The organism is Stenotrophomonas maltophilia group sp. Smal17 (assembly GCF_030237045.1).
GTDB classification, from domain to species: Bacteria; Pseudomonadota; Gammaproteobacteria; order Xanthomonadales; family Xanthomonadaceae; genus Stenotrophomonas; species Stenotrophomonas forensis.
Genome location: NZ_JASJSU010000079.1, coordinates 1 through 19,348, shown reverse-complemented (window position 1 = coordinate 19,348; position 19,348 = coordinate 1). Strand labels below are relative to the sequence as shown.

The window sequence follows — 19,348 nt, the reverse complement described above, 5'->3', positions numbered from 1 at the left end:
GGTCGCGGCATCCATGCCGCTCACACCCCCGCAACCGGACCCACCCCGCCTTCGACAGATTCCTGCGATCTGTCGGAATGACATGGCTGCTCTTGGTGGGTGTCGACCTTGGTCGACACGGTAGATCCACGCCATGCGTGGATGGAAGCATGGCGGTATCGAGGAAGGAAGCGGCCCTAGATCTCCACCTGGGCGCCCAGTTCCACCAATCTGTTGCCCGGAATCCGGAAGAACCCCGTCGCCGGCGCGGCGTTGCGATGCATCAGCGCGAACAGCTTGTCGCGCCAGATCGGCATGCCGCGGTTGGCGGTGGCGACGATGGTCTCGCGGCTGGCGAAGAAGGTGGTGTCCATCGGGTCGAAGTAGATGCCACCGTGGTCGCACGAGCGCATCAGCGCCAGCGGCACGTCCGGGGTCTCCATGAAGCCGAAGCGCACGTAGACCCGGTAGAACTCATCGCCCACCGATTCGATCTTCAGCCGCTGCCCTTCCATCGCATACGGGATCGGCAGGGTTTCCACGTGCAGGAACACGTTGCGCTCGTGCAGCACCTTGTTGTGCTTGAGGTTGTGCATCAGCGCGTGCGGAGCCACGGTCGGGTCGGCGGTGAGGAACACCGCGGTGCCCGGCACGCGCACCGGCGGCGCCAGCATCAGGCCCGGCAGGAAGGTATCCAGGCGGATGCCGTCCTTGCGGATTTCATCGCGCAGCAGCTCGCGGCCACGGCGCCAGGTGCGCATCATGGTGAACAGGAAGATGCCCAGCACCACCGGGAACCAGGCGCCCTGCAGCAGCTTGGCGCCGTTGGCGATGACGAAGCCGAGGTCGATGATGAAGAACACCACGCACAGCGGCAGGATCCAGTTGCGCGCCTTCGGCCACAGCGAACGCGCCACCAGCGCCAGCAGCAGGGTATCGATCAGCATGGTGGCCGATACCGAGATGCCGTAGGCCACGGCCAGGTTCGACGAGCTGCGGAAGGCCAGCACCAGGCCGATCACCATCACCGCGATGCCCCAGTTGATGCCGGGGATGTAGATCTGGCCAATGGTGTCGTGCGAGGTGTGCTTGATGCGCATGCGCGGGATGTAACCCAGCTGCATGGCCTGGCGCGAGACCGAGAACGCACCGGTGATGACCGACTGCGAGGCGATCACCGCCGCCATCGTGGCCAGGATGATCATCGGGTACAGCGCCCACGGCGGTACTGCCTCGAAGAACGGGTTTTTCAGCGCCTCGGGGTGGTTGAGCACCAGTGCGCCCTGCCCCAGGTAGTTCAGCACCAGGCACGGCAGCACGAAGAAATACCAGGCGTGGCGGATCGGCTTGGCGCCGAAGTGGCCCATGTCGGCGTACAGCGCCTCGCCACCGGTCACCGCCAGCACCACCGCGCCCAGGATGAAGATGCCGTGCCAGCTGTGCTCCATGAAGAAGCGGATCGCCCACCACGGGTTGAAGGCCTTGAGCACTTCCGGCGCGTCTACGATGTTGTAGATGCCGATCGCGGCCAGCGAAATGAACCAGACCGAGGTGATCGGGCCGAACGCCTTGCCGATCTTCTCGGTGCCGAAGCGCTGCGCGGCGAACACCATCAGCAGTACCACCACCGTGATCGGCACGATGAAGGCATGCAGTCCGGGCGCGGCCACCTCCAGGCCTTCAACCGCACCCAGCACCGAGATCGCCGGGGTGATCACACCGTCGCCGAAGAACAGCGAGGCGCCGAAAATGCCGAGGATGCCGACCACATAGGCCGAGCGCGACCCGTTGCGCAATGTGCGCTGGGTCAACGCCATCAGCGCCATGATGCCGCCTTCGCCGTCGTTGTCGGCGCGCATGATGATGGTCACGTACTTCAGGGTGACCACGATGTTCAGCGCCCAGAACGCCAGCGACAGCACGCCCAGCACGGTGTCATGGTCGCTGTTGAGCCCGTAGTGCGGCGAGAACGCCTCCTTCAGGGTGTACAGCGGGCTGGTACCGATATCGCCGAAGACCACGCCGATCGCACCGATGATCAGCGCCATGCCTCCCGCGGGAGGGGCGTGACCGTGGCCACCGGGGGCGGCTGCGTGCGGGGTTTGACTGCTGGACATGGGACTCCTGGCGGGGCTCAGGCGGTTCGTTGGGGGAAAGGAAGGCGGCTCAGCGCAGCGCCGACTGCAGCGCCTTGCGGATCACGGTGGCCACTTCGTCGCCTTCATTGAAGGCATCACGCGCCATGCGCGCCGCTTCGGCCGGCTTGTAGCCCAGCTGCTGCAGGGCCACGGTGGCGTCGGACAACGGATCGGCCGGGGCCGGGCCACTGCCGGTGGGCAACGCGCCGCCCGCGCCGAACTGGGCGGCGCGGTCGCGCAGTTCCAGCACCATGCGCTCGGCGGTCTTCTTGCCGATGCCCGGAATGCGGGTCAGCGCGGTGATGTCACCGGCCTGGACCATGCGCGCGAACTCCTCGACGGTCACCCCGGACAGCACGGCCAGCGCGATCTTCGCGCCGATGCCGCTGACCTTCTGCACGTCGCGGAACAGGCGCCGCTCGCCCTCGCGCAGGAAGCCGTACAGCGAGACGCTGTCTTCCTTCTGCGAATAATGGGTATACAGGGTGACCTCGCGGCCGAGCTCGGGCAGGTCGTAGAAGGTGCTCATCGGCGCCTCCAGCTCGTAGCCCACCCCGTTCACGTCCACCACCAGCCACGGCGGCGCCTTGTAGGCGACGATGCCGCGCAGTCGACCGATCATTGCGTGCAGCTCCTCATTTGCGGCCCCACGCCTGGCGGGCGCTGAGCCCCAGGCGGTTGGCCGTTGCCCTTACGTGGGCATGGGTGATCGCCACCGCCAACGCGTCGGCCGCGTCGGCCTGCAGCTTGGTTTTCAGGTTGAGCATGAGCCCGACCATGTGTTGAACCTGTTGCTTTTCGGCGCCACCGCGACCGACCACCGCCAGCTTGATCTCGCTGGCAGCATATTCGTGCACCGGCAGGTCACGCAGTACCACCGCGGAAATCGCCGCGCCACGGGCCTGGCCCAGCTTCAGCGCCGAATCGGGGTTGCGGGCCATGAAGACCTTTTCGATGGCCACTTCGTTGGGCTGGTATTCCCGGCACAGGTCGGCCAGGCCCAGCACCAGCAGTTTCATGCGCTGCGGGAAGTCGTCGGCGCCCAGCAGCACCAGCGGCTGGTGGTGCACGTGGCTGACGCGGCCGGCGGCGTCGACATCGATGATGCCGACCCCGGTCCGCTGCGAACCGGGGTCGATGCCGAGGATGCGGGTCATGCCGCACTCCTGGCGGGACGGAACGGGAAGCGCTGGCAGGCGTATGGGCTCATGTCTGTCCGCGGTGACCGTTCAACGGCCCGCGCCCAGGCCGTCAGGACGGCTCAGGCGTAGGCGTCGGCGCCGAGTTCGGCGTTGGAGTACACGTCCTGCACGTCGTCCAGGTCTTCGAGCATGTCCAGCAGCTTCTTGACCTGCAGGGCGACTTCGCCCTCGACCTTGATGTCGTTGTCCGCGCGGAAGGTGATCTCGGCGTGGCCGGCGACATGACCGGCGGCGGTCATCGCGTCCTTGACCGCGTTGAACGCGTCAGGACTGGTGACCACGTCGATCGAGCCGTCGTCCGGGTAGACCACGATGTCATCGGCGCCGGCCTCAATGGCGGCTTCGGTGATGGCGTCCTCGTCGGCGCCCGGGGCGAAGCTGATGACGCCCAGGCGCTTGAACATGAAGGCCACCGAGCCTTCGGTGCCCATGTTGCCGCCGCACTTGCTGAACGCATGGCGGACATCGGCCACGGTGCGCACGCGGTTGTCGGTCAGGCAGTCCACGATGACGGCCACGCCGCCCGGGGCATAGCCCTCGTAGCGGATTTCCTCGTAGTCGACGCCTTCCAGCTCACCGGTGGCCTTCTTGATGGCGCGCTCGATCACGTCCTTGGACATGTTCACGGCCAGGCCCTTGTCCATCGCCACGCGCAGGCGCGGGTTGTTGTTGGGGTCGCCTCCACCGCCGCGCGCGGCTACGCCGATCTCGCGGATGATCTTGGTGAAAATCTTGCCGCGCTTCGCGTCGGACGCGTTCTTGCGGGCTTCGATGGAGGGGCCTCTACCCATGGGTGCTACCGTCTGGCTGCTTCAGGATCAAGGCGCGGATTCTACCTGATCGGGGGCTGCAACCGTGTCTAGGGGCGAAGGATGCCGCCGGGCATGGCCCGGCGAAGAGCGTGCGAACCAAGGTTCGCACCCACCAAGGTAGGACGGTTCGCACCCACCAAAGCAGGCCGAAGAGCGTGCGAACCAACGGTTCGCACCCACTCAATCATGCGGCAGCGGCGTCGCGGCTGTGGTCGAACTGGCCGTGGCGCAGGAAATACGCGGTCTGCCGTGCGGCATCGGGCGATACCACCAGGCCGCTGTGGCTGGTGCGCACCACGCAATGGTCGGAAAGGCCCGGCAGGCGGGTCTCGGCCAGCGCCACCGTGCCATCGGAGGCGTCGTCCATCGCGCCCAGCAGGCTGCCCAGCCCATGCGGCACCGAGCCGGCGATCAGGCCGACCTCGGCCTTGCCCTGCCAGTCCGGCAGGCCATCCAGCAGCAGCTCGCTGCTGCGCCCCAGCGCCAGGCCCCAGCCATGGTCGGACAGCGACCGCGCGGTGCCGCTGCCACGCAGCGGCGAGCCCAGGCAGACCACGCGCTGAACATCCAGCTGCGGCTGGCGGCGCAAGGCTTCCAGCGCCAGCAACCCACCCAGGCTGTGGCCGACCAGCGACAACGGCCCGGCGTCGGTCAGGCGCTCCAGCAGCTGCGGCACGGCCACGTCGGGGCCGCCGAACACCGAGGAATAACCGAAGGCGTGCACCTGGAAACCGCGCGCGCGCAGGCGCCAGGCCAGCGGCCCGACCCAGGCACGGGCATTCCAGATGCCATGCAGCAGCAATATGGGGGGAGTCATGCAAACAGCCTGGCGGTCAGCGGGGCAGGAACGTACGGTGATTGAACACGCGCGCGCAGCAAGCGGCGGTGAACGTCAGGCCACGCGCGGTGCGCGGCGCAGGATGAATTCAAGGTCGTGGGTGTCACCGACCGGGAACAGGTACTCGCCGGCCTTCTCGAACCCGTAGCGGGCGTAGAAGCGCTGCGCGCCGAAATTCTCCGACCACACGCCCAGCCACAGCGTGCGCGGGCCTTCGTGCTCCAGCCAGGCCAGCGCGGTTTCCAGCAGGCGGCTACCCCAGCCACAACTCTGCTGGGTCTTGATGAGATACAGGCGTTTGAGTTCGCCGTCACCGGGCTTCACCTCCGGGTGCGGCAGCCCACAGGGGCCGGCGGCGGCATGGCCGACCGCCTCCCCGTCCAGCTCCAGCAGCCACACCGCGTAATCCGGGTGGGCCAGGATCACGCGCTGGCGTTCGACCGCATAGGCCTCGTCGAGGAAGGCCTGCAGGTCCTGCGGCGGGTACAGATGGCCGAAGGTTTCGGTGAACGTGCGGGCGGCCAGCGCCGACAGGGTCGGCGCGTCGTCCACGGTGGCGCGGCGGATGGAATACATGCAGGAAGTTGACGTCAGGGCGAAGCGCGGGTCAAGCCTTTTCCGGCGCTTCCGCGGCTTCGTCTTCCTCGTCCTCTTCCTCGTATTCCTCTTCGTCCTCGTCCTCTTCTTCCTCGCCTTCCTCGTCCTCGTCGTACTCTTCCTCTTCGTCGTCCTCGTAATCCTCGACGCCGAAGTCTTCACCATCCCAACGGCCTTCGCCGTCGGCGACGAAGGTCAGGGCCATCGCCGCCGGGTTGGTACCGACGCGGACCAGCCAACCCCCGAACACGCGCGCACGCTCGGTGACCAGGTTGGCCTCGGAGCCTTCATTGCCCAGCTTTTCCCACTCCAGCGAAAACGCAAACTCGGTCATTGCCTGGATCTCCTGATCAGTTGGTCTTGGGGCGAACCTGGATGTGCACTTCGGCCAGCTGCGCGTCGACGATCGGCGACGGCGCGTCGGTCATCAGATCCTGTGCACCGGTGGTCTTCGGGAACGGGATGACGTCGCGGATCGACTCGGTGCCGGCCATCAGCGCGGCGATGCGGTCGATGCCGAAGGCGATGCCACCGTGCGGCGGCGCGCCGTAGTTCAGCGCGTCAAGCAGGAAGCCGAACTTGGCGCGGGCCTCTTCGGCGCCGATGCCGAGCAGTTCGAACACCGCGCTCTGCATGTCCGGACGGTGGATACGGATCGAACCGCCGCCGATTTCATTGCCGTTGAGCACCATGTCGTAGCCGCGCGAGACGGCGGTACGGGCGTTGGCGCGCAGGTCGGCGATGTCGTCCACGGCCGGTGCGGTGAAGGGGTGATGCAGGGCGACGTAACGCTGTTCTTCCTCGTCCCACTCGAACATCGGGAAGTCGGTGACCCACAGCGGTGCCCAGCCGTCGGCGACCAGGCCGAAGTCCTTGCCGGCCTTCAGGCGCAGCGCGCCCATGAAGTCGGAGACCTTGTTGTAGCCACCGGCGCCGAAGAACACGATGTCGCCGTTGCCGGCGCCGACGTGGGCGACCAGGGCAGCGAAGGATGTCTCGCTGAAGAACTTCTGGATCGGCGAGCTGACTTCGCCGTTGTCGGCGATCTTGATGTAGGCCAGGCCCTTGGCCCCGTACTTGGCGGCGTGCGCGGCGTACTCGTCGATCTGCTTGCGCGACAGCGAGGCGCCGCCCGGGATGCGCAGCGCGGCGACGCGGCCTTCGGCGTCATTGGCCGGGCCGGTGAACACGGCGAACTCGCTGTCCTTGACCAGCTCGGCCACGTCGACCAGCTCCAGCGCGATGCGCAGGTCCGGCTTGTCCGAACCGTAGCGACGCATCGCCTCGGCCCAGGTCATGCGCGGGAAGCTGGCGTCCAGCTCGACCTCAACCACTTCCTTGAAGATGGCGCGGATCATGTTCTCGACGAAATCCTGCACGTCGCGTTCGCGGACGAAGGCGAACTCCATGTCCAGCTGGGTGAATTCCAGCTGGCGGTCGGCACGCAGGGCTTCATCGCGGAAGCAGCGCGCGATCTGGTAGTAGCGGTCGAAGCCGGCCACCATCAGGATCTGCTTGAACAGCTGCGGGCTCTGCGGCAGGGCGTAGAACTCGCCCGGGTGCATGCGCGCCGGCACCAGGAAGTCGCGCGCGCCTTCCGGGGTGGCCTTGGTCAGGATCGGGGTCTCGATGTCCTGGAAGCCCTTTTCGTCCAGGTGGCGGCGCAGTGCCTGCACCAGCTTGATGCGGGTGCGCTGCATGCGCTGCATTTCCGGACGGCGCAGGTCCAGGTAGCGGTACTTCAGGCGGGTTTCCTCGCCCGGGTTCTCGTGGGCGTGGAACGGCAGCGGCGCGGCCTTGTTCAGCACGGTGATGGCAGTGGCGATCACTTCCACCTTGCCGGTGCGCATCTTGTCATTCACTGCATGGCGGGCACGCACCACGCCTTCCACCTGCAGCACGTCCTCGTAGCCTAGCGACGCGGCCACGGCGAACACTTCGGCGTTGTCCACCTCCACCGTCACCTGCACGATGCCTTCATGATCTCGAAGATCGATGAAGCAGACGCCGCCCTGGTTACGGGCCACGTCGGTCCAGCCGGCGAGGGTGACAGTCTGGCCAATCAGGGTCTCGTCGACCAGGCCGCAGAAGTGGGTACGCATGGGGGAAGCTCCGCTGGAGAACGCCGGCACCGGATGGGGGCCGGAAAGCCTCGTATTCTGCGGCCGAGGCCCCGGCCGGGGCAAATCCGGCCAGTCACACCGGCTTGATCGCCCCCCTCCCTATAGTCGGGCACCTGCCACCGTATGGGATGCCGCCATGAAACCGCTGTCCCTGGCCAGCCTGGCCGTGACCCTCAGCCTGGGTGCGCTGAGCACCCTCGCCCTGCCCGTCCCTTCCGCCACTGCGCAGAACGGGGTGATCCGCTGCGAAAGCCAGAGCAACCGCGAACGGGTCTGCAACACCGGCTGGCGCAACGCGCAGCTGGTCCGCCAGTTGTCCGGCAGCCCGTGCGAGGAAGGCCGCACCTGGGGCAGCCGCAACGGCAGCATCTGGGTCACCAGCGGCTGCCGCGCCGAATTCGTCGAGTCCCGTGGCGGCTGGGGCGGCGGCAACGGCGGTGGCTGGGGCGGCAACAACGGCCGCCCGGGCGACACCATCCGCTGCGAAAGCCAGAACAACCGCGAGCGCAGCTGCCCGGTCGGCTGGCGCAATGCCCGCCTGGTGCGCCAGCTGTCCGGCAGCCCCTGCGACGAGGGCCGCACCTGGGGCGTGCGCAATGGCGCGGTCTGGGTCAGCAATGGCTGCCGCGCCGAATTCGCCGAAGCCCGCGGCTGGGGCGGCGGCGGCGGCTGGGGCGGTGGCAACAGCAACTACTCGGTCACCTGCAGCAGCAACAACAACCGCTCGCAGACCTGCGACTGGGATGACCGCCAGGGCCGGCCGGTGCTGCAGCAGCAGCTGTCCGGCAGTGCCTGCCAGGAAGGCCGCAGCTGGGGCTATGCGCGCGGGCAGGTGTGGGTGAGCAACGGCTGCCGCGCGCGCTTTGGTACGCGCTGAGCATGGGGTCGGATCCCTGGCCGATGGCCAGGGCTCTGGCCCCGGCCCGGCATCCCGCATCCGCGCATGGCGCGGATCTACCCGGGATCTTTCAGAAATCCGCCCCCGGGATCACGGCGCGGGCAGTTTGTCGTCACCCCAGGGCGCTGGCGGCAGGTCGACCGGCTTGCTCAGGTCGAACTGCACGCGGAAACGGCGCCCGTCGGGACGGGTCAGTTCGTAGACGAACGCCTGGTCGGGGTCGATCTCCATCGCCCAGGTATTGAACGTCGAGGCCAGCATGTCGGCCCGACGGAACATCGCCACTGAATCGGCATCGGCCGGGAACTGCTGGCGCTCGGCGGTTCCCGGCGGCGTGCTGTCGCCGCCGTACAGGGTGATCGCATCCGGGCTGCCGTCCTGGTGGCGATGATCGTGCTTCAGGCGCAGGCCGTTCGGCGTACGGGTCAGCACCCAGGTGCGCGAATGGTCATCGCCGACATGGAACGGGATGCGCAGCTCGTGCGCCGGGTCGGCACAGCCACGCACGTGCATGACCAGGCGCTGGCCCGCGAACGGGTCCTTGCCGGCAGGTGCCGGCGTGTCCTCCACCACCTTGCCGGCGTAGGCCTGGCCGCAGTGCGCGGCAATGGCCGCCATGAAGGCATCGGCCGGTGCCGTCGCCAGATCATGGGCGACCGTATCGGAGCGCTGCGAACAGGCCGCGAGGCCGAGCAGGAGGGCGGAAGCGGTAATAACGGCAGGCAGTTTCATGCCCCAACCCTAACGGCCTGCGCCGATGGGCGCAAACCGTGCAGGTGCCCGCTCAGCGTGGCGCGGGCTGCGCCTCCGGCAGCGTCTCGGTGGCTGCCACCGGCGCGGCCTCGCCCTCGCCTGCCGGCTCCTGTTCCACCGGATCGACATCGAACGGCGTGCGGAACACCAGCGACGGCAGCAGCGTGGTCAGTGCCGCGTACAGCAGCAGCGCGCCGAACAGCACCGCCGGAATCTGGAAGCGCTCGCGCATGATCGCCGCCAGCACCAGGGTGAAGATCAGGGTCGGCGCCAGCGCCAGCGAGACGCGCAGGCTGCTGCGGAAACTCTCGCCGAACATGACCCGGCGTTGCAGCCAGACCACGCCGATGCGCAGCGGCAGCACCACCAGGGTGATCACGATGCCCAGCCCCAGCGCCTCGAAGCTGAGCGCTTCGCTGGGCACCTTGGTGCCGGCATTGAAGAAATAGAACGGCACGAAGAACGAGGCGAACAGGCGCAGCGCGTGCAGGTTCTCGTGCGAGGCCAGCAGCGGCATCCGCTGGTGCAGCAGGCGCGCGACCAGGCCGGCGATGAAGGCGCCGACCAGGTAGTACACGCCCAGCAGATAGGTGATGTAGGCCGCGACCATGCCGACCATCACCAGCAGCGAGAACTCCGAGCCGGGCGCGTGCGGTGCCACCCAGCGTCCCAGCGCGATGAACAGCAGCGGCAGGCCGATCATCATTGCCAGCAGGGCCAGGCTGGACAGCGCCATATGGCCCGGATCACCGGCCTGCAGCACGATGAACAACGCCGCCAGCGCCAGCAGTTCGCCGGCAATGGCCTTGCTGGTCACCCAGAACCGTTCGTCTTCGCTCAGGCCCAGCCGCGACAGCGAATCCATGATGAAGCCGGTGGAGGGCGTCAGCAGCGCCAGCGCCAGCAGGCCCGCGGCCTGCCACGGCAGCCCCGCGTAGCGCCAGGCCAGCCAGCCCACGCCGAACAGCGTGCCGGTGCGGATCACCAGGTGCGCCAGCAGCGGCCACATGCCACGGCGCAGGGCCTGCAGATCCACTTCCAGGCCGGCGAACAGGAACAGCGAGGAAATGCCCAGCGTGGCCAGCAGGCCGATCACCGCGTCATGCGCCTGGTCACCCAGCCACAGCATGCCGATGATGCCGAACAGCAGGCAGGTCAGCGGCGCTGGCAGGCTGAAGCGCTGCAGCGCGCGGGGGATCACCAGCAGCGCGAAGATCAGCAGCAGGTAGATCAACTCATGGCTCATCAGGGTCTTCCGTGGGGGTTCGAACGCGCGCAGGATGCGCGTGCCGGACCGATCCGGCAAGCCATTTTCGAATGACCCCGGTTACCTCAACCGATCAGCCGATCGGCGATCCGCCCGACCTGTGCCAGCACCATGGCCCGCTGTTCGTAGCTGATCGCACCTGCCTGCAGATAGGCGGTGAGCACCCAGGGCGCGCCGCCCGCCACCGGCCATAGCACGGCGATGTCATTGCGCGCGTCCTCGCCATTGCTGCCGGTCTTGTCGCCCACCCGCCAGCGCTTGCCAAGGCCCGCGCGCAGGCATTCGTCGCCGGTTTCGTTGTCGATCAGCCAATCGGCCAGCTGCTGCCGCGAGGCCGGCCGCAGCACCTCGCCCAGCACCACCCGCTGCAACGTCATGGCGATCGCCGCGGGCGTGGTGGTGTCGCGCGGATCGCCTTCGGCGAAGCTGTTCAGTTCCGGCTCCAGCCGATCGCTGCGGCTGACCGTATCGCCACTGGCGCGCAGGAAGGCGGTGACCGCAGGTGGCCCGCCCACTACGCCGAACAACAGGTTGGCGGCGGTGTTGTCGCTGGTGATGATCGTGGCACGGCACAGATCGCGCACCGTCATGTCCTTGCCGGCGTGGCGGCGGGTGACCGGCGCATGCGAAAGCAGGTCGGCGTCGCGTACCGGCACGCGCCGGTCGAGCAGCGCGGGCGCGCGCTCGGCCTGGCTGAGCACGGTGGCGGCCAGCATGCTCTTGAAGGTGCTGCACATCGGGAAGCGCTCGTCCTGGCGATGGCCGACGCGGCGCCCGCTGGCAGTATCGAGCAGGCTCACGCCAAGGCGGCCGGCACAGGCCTTCTCAAGTGCGGCGAAATCGGTGGCCGCGGTGATCGCAGCCTCGGTCGGGGCGGCGCGGGTCGGCGCTCCTGCCGCACGTGCCAGCAACGGCAGGACAAGCGAGGAAGCAACGGCAGCACCACTGAACTGCAGGAATCGGCGGCGGGCGAGCATGCGGGGTTCTCCTGGGGACCACACGATTATTGACGCCACGCACAGGTGCGACCAACGCAAAAAATCAGCGCCTGGCATGAGATTTATTCATATCTATCGCATTCAACCCCTTAATTTCACGAAACTGCCAGTGAAGCGCTAGGATTACCCATCACTCCAGCTCACGGCTTCGCAATGCTGCACCCCACCCTGCCGCTGAATGCGCTGCGCGCCTTCGAAGCCGCCGCCCGCCACCAGAACTTCACCCGTGCCGCACTGGAGCTGTGCGTCAGCCAGGCGGCGTTGAGCCATCAGATCCGTGGCCTGGAGGATCGGCTCGGCATCCGCCTGTTCCATCGCCTGCCGCGTGGCGTCGCACTGACCGATGAGGGGGCGGCGCTGTATCCCGTGCTCAACGAATCGTTCGAGCGCATCTCGGCCAGCATCGCGCGCTACACCGGCGGACCGGCGCGCGAAGTACTGACGCTGGGCGTGGTCGGCACCTTTGCCACTGGCTGGCTGCTGCCACGACTGGCTGCGTTCGAGAGCGCGCATCCGGACATCGAGCTGCGCCTGCAGACCCACAACAACCGCATCGACCTGGCCGGCGAAGGGCTGGACCTGGCGATCCGCTTCGGTGATGGCGACTGGCAGGGCCAGGCGTGCACCGCGATCCTGGAGGCGCCGTTCGCGCCACTGTGCGCACCGGCACTGGCACGACGGCTGAAGCAACCGCGCGACCTCGCCACGCTGCCGTTGCTGCGCTCTTACCGCAGCGACGAGTGGCCGCGCTGGCTGCAGGCGGCCGGGGTCAGTGGCGTGGAAGCGCGCGGGCCGGTGTTCGATTCGTCACTGACCGTGGCGATGGCTGCCGCCGGGGGCGCGGGCGTGGCCCTGCTGCCGCTGCGCATGTTCGAGCAGGAACTGGCCGAAGGCCGGCTGCTGCAGCCGTTCGCCACCACGCTGGAGCTGGGCCGCTACTGGCTGACCCGACTGCGCTCGCGTGCCGAGCGTGAGCCGGCCAGGCGCTTCCGCGAATGGTTGCAGGCGCAGGGCGCATAACAAAAAGGGGACGGAGGGGATTAAGTCGTTTGTGGCACAAACGACTTAATCCCCTCCGTCCCCTTTTTTGCATGATCAGGACTCCAGCAGCTCCATCCACGCCGCTTCGGCCTTTTCCAGCTGCGCCGCTGCGGTTTCGCGGTCACGACCGATCACCGCCATGCGCGTGGCATCAGCGTAGTTGGCCGGGTCGGCCAGCTGGCGGTCCAGCTCGGCCAGTGCACCTTCCAGTTCGGCCACCTTGGCTTCGGCAGCGGCCAGCTTGTGCGGGTTCACCGGCTTCTTCTGCACCACCTGCGCCACCGGTGCGGTCTTGACCACCACCGGCTCTTCCACCTGCTCCATGCGTGCCTTGGTGCCCTGCGCCTGCGGGCGGGTGCGCAGCCACGCGGCATACGCATCGAGGTCGCCGTCGAACGGCTCGACCACGCCATCGGCCACGCGCCAGTAGGTATCGCAGACCAGGCCGATCAGGTGGCGGTCATGCGAGACCATCACGATCGCGCCCTCGAAGGTCGCCAGTGCTTCGGCCAGCGCTTCGCGCATTTCCAGGTCAAGGTGGTTGGTCGGTTCGTCCAGCAGCAGCACGTTCGGCTGCTGCCAGGCGATCAGTGCCAGTGCCAGGCGCGCGCGCTCGCCACCGGAGAAGCCATCGACCGGCTCGAACGCGCGGTCGCCGGGGAAGTTCCACTTGCCGAGGAAGTCGCGGAACGACTGGTTCGGTGCATCCGGCGCGATCTCGCGGAAGTGCTCCATCGGCGACTGGCCTTCATGCAGCGACTCCACCGTGTGCTGGGCGAAGTAGCCGATCTTCAGGTCCGGGTGCGCCATGCGTTCGCCGACGATCGGCGCCAGTTCGCCCACCAGGGTTTTGACCAAGGTGGTCTTACCGGCACCGTTCGGGCCGAGCAGACCGATGCGCTGGCCTGCTTCCAGGCCGAAGCCAACATTGTGCAGGATCACCGCGTCCTTGCCATAGCCGGCCTCGACGTGATTCAGGCGGATCAGCGAGAACGGCAGCTTGGCCGGAGGCGCGAACTCGATGCGGAACTCGCGCTCGGCACGCACCGCTTCGGTACCGGCCAGCTTGGCCAGGCGCTTCATGCGGCTCTGTGCCTGCGCGGCCTTGCTGGCCTGCGCCTTGAAGCGGTCGATGAAGCTCTGCAGGTGGGCGCGTTCGGCCTGTTCCTTCTCGTGCGCGATCTGCTGCTGGCGCAACTGTTCGGCGCGCTGGCGCTCGAAATCGGTGTAGCCGCCCGGGTAGAGCTTGGCGCCGCCACCGTGCAGGTGCAGGGTGTGGGTGGCCACGTTGTCGAGGAACTCGCGGTCATGCGAGATCAGCAGCAGCGTACCCGGGTACTTCAGCAGCCACTGTTCCAGCCAGTACACCGCGTCCAGATCCAGATGGTTGGTCGGTTCGTCCAGCAGCAGCAGGTCGCTGGGCATCATCAGCGCGCGGGCCAGGTTCAGGCGCACGCGCCAGCCGCCGGAGAACGAGGACACCGCGCGGTGGTGGGTCTCGGCCGGGAAGCCGAGGCCGTGCAGCAGCTTGCCGGCGCGCGCTTCGGCGTCGTAGGCGTTGAGCTCGGCCATCTTCGTATGCGCCTCAGCGACCGCTTCCCAGTCCTCGCGGGCGGTGGCGTCGGCTTCGGCGGCCAGCACCGCGGCCACCTCGATATCGCCGCCCAGCACGAAGCTCAGCGCCGGATCGGGCAGCGACGGGGTTTCCTGGGCCACGCTGGCGATGCGCACCTTGCCGGGCAGGTCGACGTCGCCCTTGTCCGCCTCCAGCTCGCCCTTCACCGCCGCGAACAGGCTGGACTTGCCAGCACCGTTGCGGCCGACCACACCCACCCGGTAACCGGCGTGCAGGGTCAGGTCGACATTGGACAACAGCAGCCGCTCGCCGCGGCGCAAGGCGAAATTACGAAGGGAAATCATCGGGGGAGGGGTCCATATAACCGGATGGAATGTGCTGGTGAGCACTGTTCCTGCGACGCAATTCTAGCGTTAACGAATACTTGACGCGTCCCGGGATGCGCGGCGGCCGACGTTCCTCTCTCCCACGTCCTCGCCGCGCGCCTCCCGGGCTCCCCTCCCCGCCTGTGCCTGTGCGAGCTAAATGGTTGCTGCTGCAACGTTTTTTTCGATGACCGGCATTTGACAGCCACTGAATATCCCGTTAATTCCTGCCTTGCGCACCGCAACAACCGCCGTCCGCCTCACCCCCGTGATGTCGATTCCGGTGCCACCCCCGCCAACCGGAGCCCCATCCCGATGACCCGCAAGACCAGCCTGATCGCCGCCGCCGTCGCTGTCGCACTCGGTGGCTCTCCGTTCGTCGCCACTGCCCAGCAGGCCGGCACCGCCGCCAACACCCTGGACACGGTGATCGTCACCGGCACCCGCGTGGCCGATCGCACGGTCGCCGAATCACAGTCGCCGATCGACATCATCACCCCGGAAATCCTGCAGTCCACCGGCACCGGTGAACTGGCCACCGCGCTGTCGCGCGCCCTGCCCTCGTTGAACTTCCCGCGCCCGGCCCTGACCGACGGCACCAGCGGCGTGCGCCCGGCGCAGCTGCGCGGCCTGTCGCCGGACCAGGTGCTGGTGCTGGTCAACGGCAAGCGCCGCCATACCTCGGCGATGATCAACGTCAACGGCAGCATCGGCCGTGGTTCGTCGGCGGTGGACATCAACGCGATCCCGATCGCCGCCATCGAGCGCGTGGAAGTGCTGCGTGACGGCGCTTCGGCGCAGTACGGCTCGGATGCCATCGCCGGCGTCATCAACATCGTGCTCAAGGGCAGCGGCCGCGGCGGCAGCCTGGCGGTGGACTACGGCCAGTACTCGGCCGGTGACGGCAACAAGTACCAGCTGTCCGGCGACACCGGCGTCGAGTTCGGCAATGGCCGTGGCCGCGTGCACGTGGCCGGCCAGATCAGCCAGCAGGACGAGAGCAATCGCGCCGGGCCGTACCAGGGCACCACGCCGAACACCGGAAATTTCCCCAGCATCGGCCAGACCACCTTCATCGTCGGCGACCCGCGCGTGGATGCCACCGCCGCCTCGGCCAACGCCAGCTTCGACTTCAGCGACCACGTGACCGGCTACGCCAGCGCGCTGCTGAGCAACCGCGACATCACTTCGTTCGCGTTCTACCGCTCGCGCAACCACAACGGGCAGAGCGCGCTGCTGGCGCAGACCTACCCGGACGGCTTCGTGCCGGAGATCAACCAGTACTCCAAGGACCGCTCGCTGGTGGCCGGGGTCAAGGGCAACACCGACAACGGCTGGACCTGGGACCTGAGCCTGAACCATGGCGAGAACACCCTGGACTTCCACACCCGCAACAGCATCAACTACAGCCTGGGCGCCACCAGCCCGCGCTCGTTCTACGACGGCACGCTGAAGTACCAACAGGACATCTTCAACGCCGACCTGACCAAGTCGCTGGACTGGGGCCTGGCCTATCCGGTCACGCTGTCCTTCGGCGGTGAGTACCGCAAGGAGAAGTGGGACCAGAACCCCGGTGAGCTGAACTCGTACACCGGCAGTGGCGCGCAGGGCTTCGGCGGCTTCACCCCGACCAACGAGGTGCATGCCGACCGCCACAACTACGCGGTCTACGCCGGCCTGGAAGCGGACCTGACCGAGAAGTTCTCGGCCGGCATCACCGGCCGCTACGAGGACTACTCGGACTTCGGCGACCGTTTCTCCGGCAAGCTGTCGGCGCGCTATGCGTTCACCGACAAGGTCGCGCTGCGGGCAACCGCCTCCAGCGGCTTCCGTGCACCGTCGCTGGCGCAGCAGGGCTACCAGGCAGTCACCAGCCAGTTCACCAACGGCGTGTTCGTCGAACGCGGCACCTTCCCGACCACCAGCGCGGCTGCGCAGGCACTGGGCGCCTCGCCGCTGAAGGCCGAGACCTCCACCTCCTACAGCCTGGGCCTGGTGCTGCAGCCGGTCGACCGCCTGTACATCACCGTCGACGCGTACCAGATCGACATCGATGACCGCATCGCGCTGTCGTCCAGCATCACCACCAACGCCGCCAGCAGCGCGCTGCTGACCAGCCTCGGCCTGCCGCAGGTGACCGCGTTCTCGTACTTCACCAACGGCCTGGATACGCGCACCCGGGGTGTCGACTTCGTGTCCAGCTACACCGTGCCCTTCGCAGCCAGCAGCCTGGAACTGACCGCGGCCTACAGCTACAACGACACCGAAGTGCGTCGCGTCGGCGGCACCCCGGCAGTATTCGGCACGCTGGGCCTGACCCAGTCGCTGATCGGCCGCGATGAAATCGGCCGCATCGAAGACAGCTACCCGCGCGACAAGGCGATCCTGAGCGGCACCTGGCGTTCGGACCACTGGGAACTGGGCCTGGCCGCCACCCGCTACGGCAAATTCACGGTGCGCAACTCGGCCACCGCGCTGCGCGACCAGACCTACGGCGACGCCTGGGTGGTGGATGCCTCGGCCAGCTACAAGCCGAGCAGCAACTGGACCCTGACCGTGGGCGCGGACAACCTGCTGGACAAGTACCCGGACCGCACCGAAGACCTGCAGAACTCCACCTTCGGCATGCTGCCCTACAGCAACTACTCGCCGTTCGGCTTCAACGGCGCGTATGTCTACGGCCGCATCAAGTACACCTGGTAAGCGGTAGTGCCGGCCGCTGGCCGGCAACCCCTCGCCGTATCTGGAGCAAAGCCCCTTCGTGTTGAAGGGGCGCGCCGAAGGCGGGGGTAGAGGAGAAATGCATGGGCAAACCCGCCGGCCACGGCGTGTGACCGGCGGGTTTGCCGTATCTGGCCGCATCGGTGAAAATCGGGACATCCCCCCGATTTCTGCGAGAGCCGATGCACCATGACACCGACCTGATCAACATCGTGGCCGTTGGCCTGGGGCTCGCCTTCATCTTCGGCGCGCTGGCCAACAAGCTGCGCTTGTCTCCGCTGGTCGGTTATCTGGTTGCTGGCATCTGTGTAGGCCCGTTCACCCCCGGCTTCGTCGCCGACCAGGCGCTGGCCAACCAGCTGGCCGAACTGGGCGTGATGCTGCTGATGTTCGGCGTTGGCCTGCACTTCTCGCTGAAGGACCTGATGGCGGTCAAGGCCATCGCCATTCCCGGCGCCATCGGCCAGATCGCGGTGGCCACCCTGCTCGGCTGGGGCGTGGCCTCGCTGATGGGCTGGCCCGCCATCCACGGCGTCATCTTCGGATTCTCGCTGGCCACCGCCAGTACCGTGGTGCTGCTTCGGGCCATGGAGGAACGCCGCCTGCTGGAAACCATGCGCGGCAAGATCGCGGTCGGCTGGCTGATCGTGGAAGACCTGGCCTGTGTGCTGGCGCTGGTGATGATGCCGGTGATGGCCGGTGTGTTCGGCCCCGACGCGGCCAAGGAATCGCACTCGCTGGGCAGCGTGCTGGCCGACATCGGCTGGACCTTCGTGCAGCTGGGCCTGTTCGTGGCGGTGATGCTGGTGGTCGGCCGCCGGGTCATTCCGTGGATCCTGGAACGCATTGCCGGCACCGGTTCGCGCGAACTGTTCACCCTGTCGGTGCTGGCGATCGCGCTGGGCGTGGCGTTCGGCTCGGCGATGCTGTTCGGCGTTTCGTTCGCGCTGGGCGCGTTCTTCGCCGGCATGCTGCTCAACGAATCGGAACTGAGCCACAAGGCCGCGCATGATTCGCTGCCGCTGCGCGATGCGTTCGCGGTGCTGTTCTTCGTCTCGGTCGGCATGCTGTTCGACCCGAACATCCTCATCCAACACCCGTGGCAGGTACTGGCCACGGTGCTGATCATCATGTTCGGCAAGTCAGCGGCGGCATTCTTCATCGTGCGCGCCTTCGGCCACCCGACCAGCACCGCGCTGACCATCTCGGCCAGCCTGGCGCAGATCGGCGAATTCGCCTTCATCATCGCCGGCCTCGGCGTGGCTCTGCAGATTCTGCCGAAGGAAGGCCAGTCGCTGGTCCTGGCCGGTGCGCTGGTCTCGATCATGCTCAACCCGCTGGTGTTCGGCCTGCTCGACCGCTGGCAGGCCAAGCAGGAGCAGTTGCCACAGCCGCCCGAGCCGGAAGAAGCCACTGGCCCGTCCCGGGACCTGCATGACCACGCCATCGTGATCGGTTACGGCCGGGTCGGCAGCGAACTGGCGCAGGTGCTGCGCGACCGTGGCGTGCCGGTGCTGGTGATCGATGACAACAAGGAACACGTCGAGCAGGCCCACGCCAAGGGTCTGGCGGCGATCCGTGGTAGTGCCGCCGCCGACCGGGTGCTGGCCGAGGCCCACCCGGAGCGCGCGAAGATCGCGGTGTTGGCGATTCCGCAGCCGCTGGAAGCCGGCGAGGCGCTGGCCAAGCTGCGCGCGATCAATCCGGACCTGACCCTGCTGGCGCGTGCGCACAGCGATGCCGAGGTGAAGCATCTGCTGGAACACGGTGCCGATGGCACGGTGATGGCCGAGCGCGAGCTGGCCTATTCGCTGGCGGAGATGATCATGTCGACGCCGCCGTACCGGAACCTGGGGCAGCACAGTATTCCGGTGGTGTGAGGGGCAGCGTGTGCAGGGCTTGCAGCCCTGCACCTGCCGAAGCAACGGCAACAGCAACGGCAACGACAAAAGCAGAAGCTGACATTCCGTGGGATGGCGGGGTGGGTCCGGTTGCGGGAGACGCCGTAAACCCATCCATGGGGGCTTGGCCGCGGCTTGC

At 67.4% G+C, this 19,348-nt stretch carries 16 protein-coding genes; 4 read left to right on the top strand and 12 right to left on the bottom strand.

The window, feature by feature from the left end:
- Positions 1-176: 176 nt before the first annotated feature.
- The 8 genes from QRO93_RS17025 to aspS all read right to left on the bottom strand — a co-directional run bounded on the left by QRO93_RS17025 (position 177) and on the right by aspS (position 7,668).
- Entirely contained in the window at positions 177-2,096 is a 1,920-nt protein-coding gene (locus QRO93_RS17025; protein WP_006438676.1) for a potassium transporter Kup, read from the bottom strand.
- 49 nt (positions 2,097-2,145) lie between these two features.
- Positions 2,146-2,739 (bottom strand): Holliday junction branch migration protein RuvA, encoded by a 594-nt coding sequence (gene ruvA, locus QRO93_RS17020; RefSeq protein ID WP_005410756.1) that lies wholly within the window; start codon positions 2,737-2,739, stop codon positions 2,146-2,148.
- 13 nt (positions 2,740-2,752) lie between these two features.
- Positions 2,753-3,274, bottom strand: a complete 522-nt coding sequence (gene ruvC / locus QRO93_RS17015) for a crossover junction endodeoxyribonuclease RuvC (protein WP_008268142.1) — start codon at positions 3,272-3,274, stop codon at positions 2,753-2,755.
- A gap of 104 nt (positions 3,275-3,378) precedes the next feature.
- The gene (locus QRO93_RS17010; RefSeq protein WP_053450577.1) at positions 3,379-4,110 is read right to left on the bottom strand and encodes a YebC/PmpR family DNA-binding transcriptional regulator; all 732 of its coding nucleotides are present in this window, start codon (positions 4,108-4,110) and stop codon (positions 3,379-3,381) included.
- 205 nt (positions 4,111-4,315) lie between these two features.
- Complete coding sequence (locus QRO93_RS17005; RefSeq protein ID WP_180879149.1) at positions 4,316-4,948, bottom strand: triacylglycerol lipase; 633 nt, start codon at positions 4,946-4,948, stop codon at positions 4,316-4,318.
- 75 nt (positions 4,949-5,023) lie between these two features.
- Positions 5,024-5,545, bottom strand: coding sequence for a GNAT family N-acetyltransferase (locus QRO93_RS17000; RefSeq protein ID WP_180879151.1), 522 nt, complete (start codon positions 5,543-5,545; stop codon positions 5,024-5,026).
- A gap of 31 nt (positions 5,546-5,576) precedes the next feature.
- On the bottom strand, positions 5,577-5,900 hold the full coding sequence (locus tag QRO93_RS16995) for a hypothetical protein (protein ID WP_006438575.1): 324 nt from the start codon (positions 5,898-5,900) through the stop codon (positions 5,577-5,579).
- A gap of 16 nt (positions 5,901-5,916) precedes the next feature.
- Positions 5,917-7,668: an aspartate--tRNA ligase gene (aspS, locus tag QRO93_RS16990; protein ID WP_180879153.1), complete on the bottom strand. Its 1,752-nt coding sequence runs from the start codon at positions 7,666-7,668 to the stop codon at positions 5,917-5,919.
- Positions 7,669-7,825: 157 nt separating this feature from the next.
- Here aspS and QRO93_RS16985 point away from each other — a divergent pair, with 157 nt between their 5' ends.
- A complete protein-coding gene (locus QRO93_RS16985; protein WP_180879155.1) occupies positions 7,826-8,566 on the top strand; it encodes a DUF3011 domain-containing protein in 741 nt (246 codons plus the stop codon).
- A gap of 111 nt (positions 8,567-8,677) precedes the next feature.
- On the opposite strand, the gene QRO93_RS16980 is transcribed toward QRO93_RS16985, so the two are convergent.
- From QRO93_RS16980 to blaL2, 3 genes are all read right to left on the bottom strand, one after another.
- The gene (locus QRO93_RS16980; RefSeq protein WP_180879157.1) at positions 8,678-9,319 is read right to left on the bottom strand and encodes a hypothetical protein; all 642 of its coding nucleotides are present in this window, start codon (positions 9,317-9,319) and stop codon (positions 8,678-8,680) included.
- 52 nt (positions 9,320-9,371) lie between these two features.
- Positions 9,372-10,586 (bottom strand): cation:proton antiporter, encoded by a 1,215-nt coding sequence (locus tag QRO93_RS16975; RefSeq protein ID WP_053450583.1) that lies wholly within the window; start codon positions 10,584-10,586, stop codon positions 9,372-9,374.
- A gap of 86 nt (positions 10,587-10,672) precedes the next feature.
- On the bottom strand, positions 10,673-11,584 hold the full coding sequence (gene blaL2 / locus QRO93_RS16970) for a L2 family extended-spectrum class A beta-lactamase (RefSeq protein ID WP_180879159.1): 912 nt from the start codon (positions 11,582-11,584) through the stop codon (positions 10,673-10,675).
- 174 nt (positions 11,585-11,758) lie between these two features.
- Here blaL2 and ampR point away from each other — a divergent pair, with 174 nt between their 5' ends.
- Positions 11,759-12,625, top strand: a complete 867-nt coding sequence (gene ampR / locus QRO93_RS16965) for a LysR family transcriptional regulator AmpR (RefSeq protein WP_180879161.1) — start codon at positions 11,759-11,761, stop codon at positions 12,623-12,625.
- A 75-nt stretch (positions 12,626-12,700) separates the two neighbouring features.
- Here the strand turns inward: ampR and QRO93_RS16960 are convergent, their stop codons facing one another.
- Positions 12,701-14,566: an ABC-F family ATP-binding cassette domain-containing protein gene (locus QRO93_RS16960; protein ID WP_006438468.1), complete on the bottom strand. Its 1,866-nt coding sequence runs from the start codon at positions 14,564-14,566 to the stop codon at positions 12,701-12,703.
- Between the two features lie 336 nt (positions 14,567-14,902).
- Here QRO93_RS16960 and QRO93_RS16955 point away from each other — a divergent pair, with 336 nt between their 5' ends.
- Together QRO93_RS16955 and ybaL are read left to right on the top strand one after the other, a co-directional pair.
- Positions 14,903-17,290, top strand: coding sequence for a TonB-dependent siderophore receptor (locus tag QRO93_RS16955; protein ID WP_180879163.1), 2,388 nt, complete (start codon positions 14,903-14,905; stop codon positions 17,288-17,290).
- Positions 17,291-17,490: 200 nt separating this feature from the next.
- A complete protein-coding gene (gene ybaL / locus QRO93_RS16950; RefSeq protein ID WP_049456805.1) occupies positions 17,491-19,188 on the top strand; it encodes a YbaL family putative K(+) efflux transporter in 1,698 nt (565 codons plus the stop codon).
- The last annotated feature ends 160 nt before the right edge of the window (positions 19,189-19,348 follow it).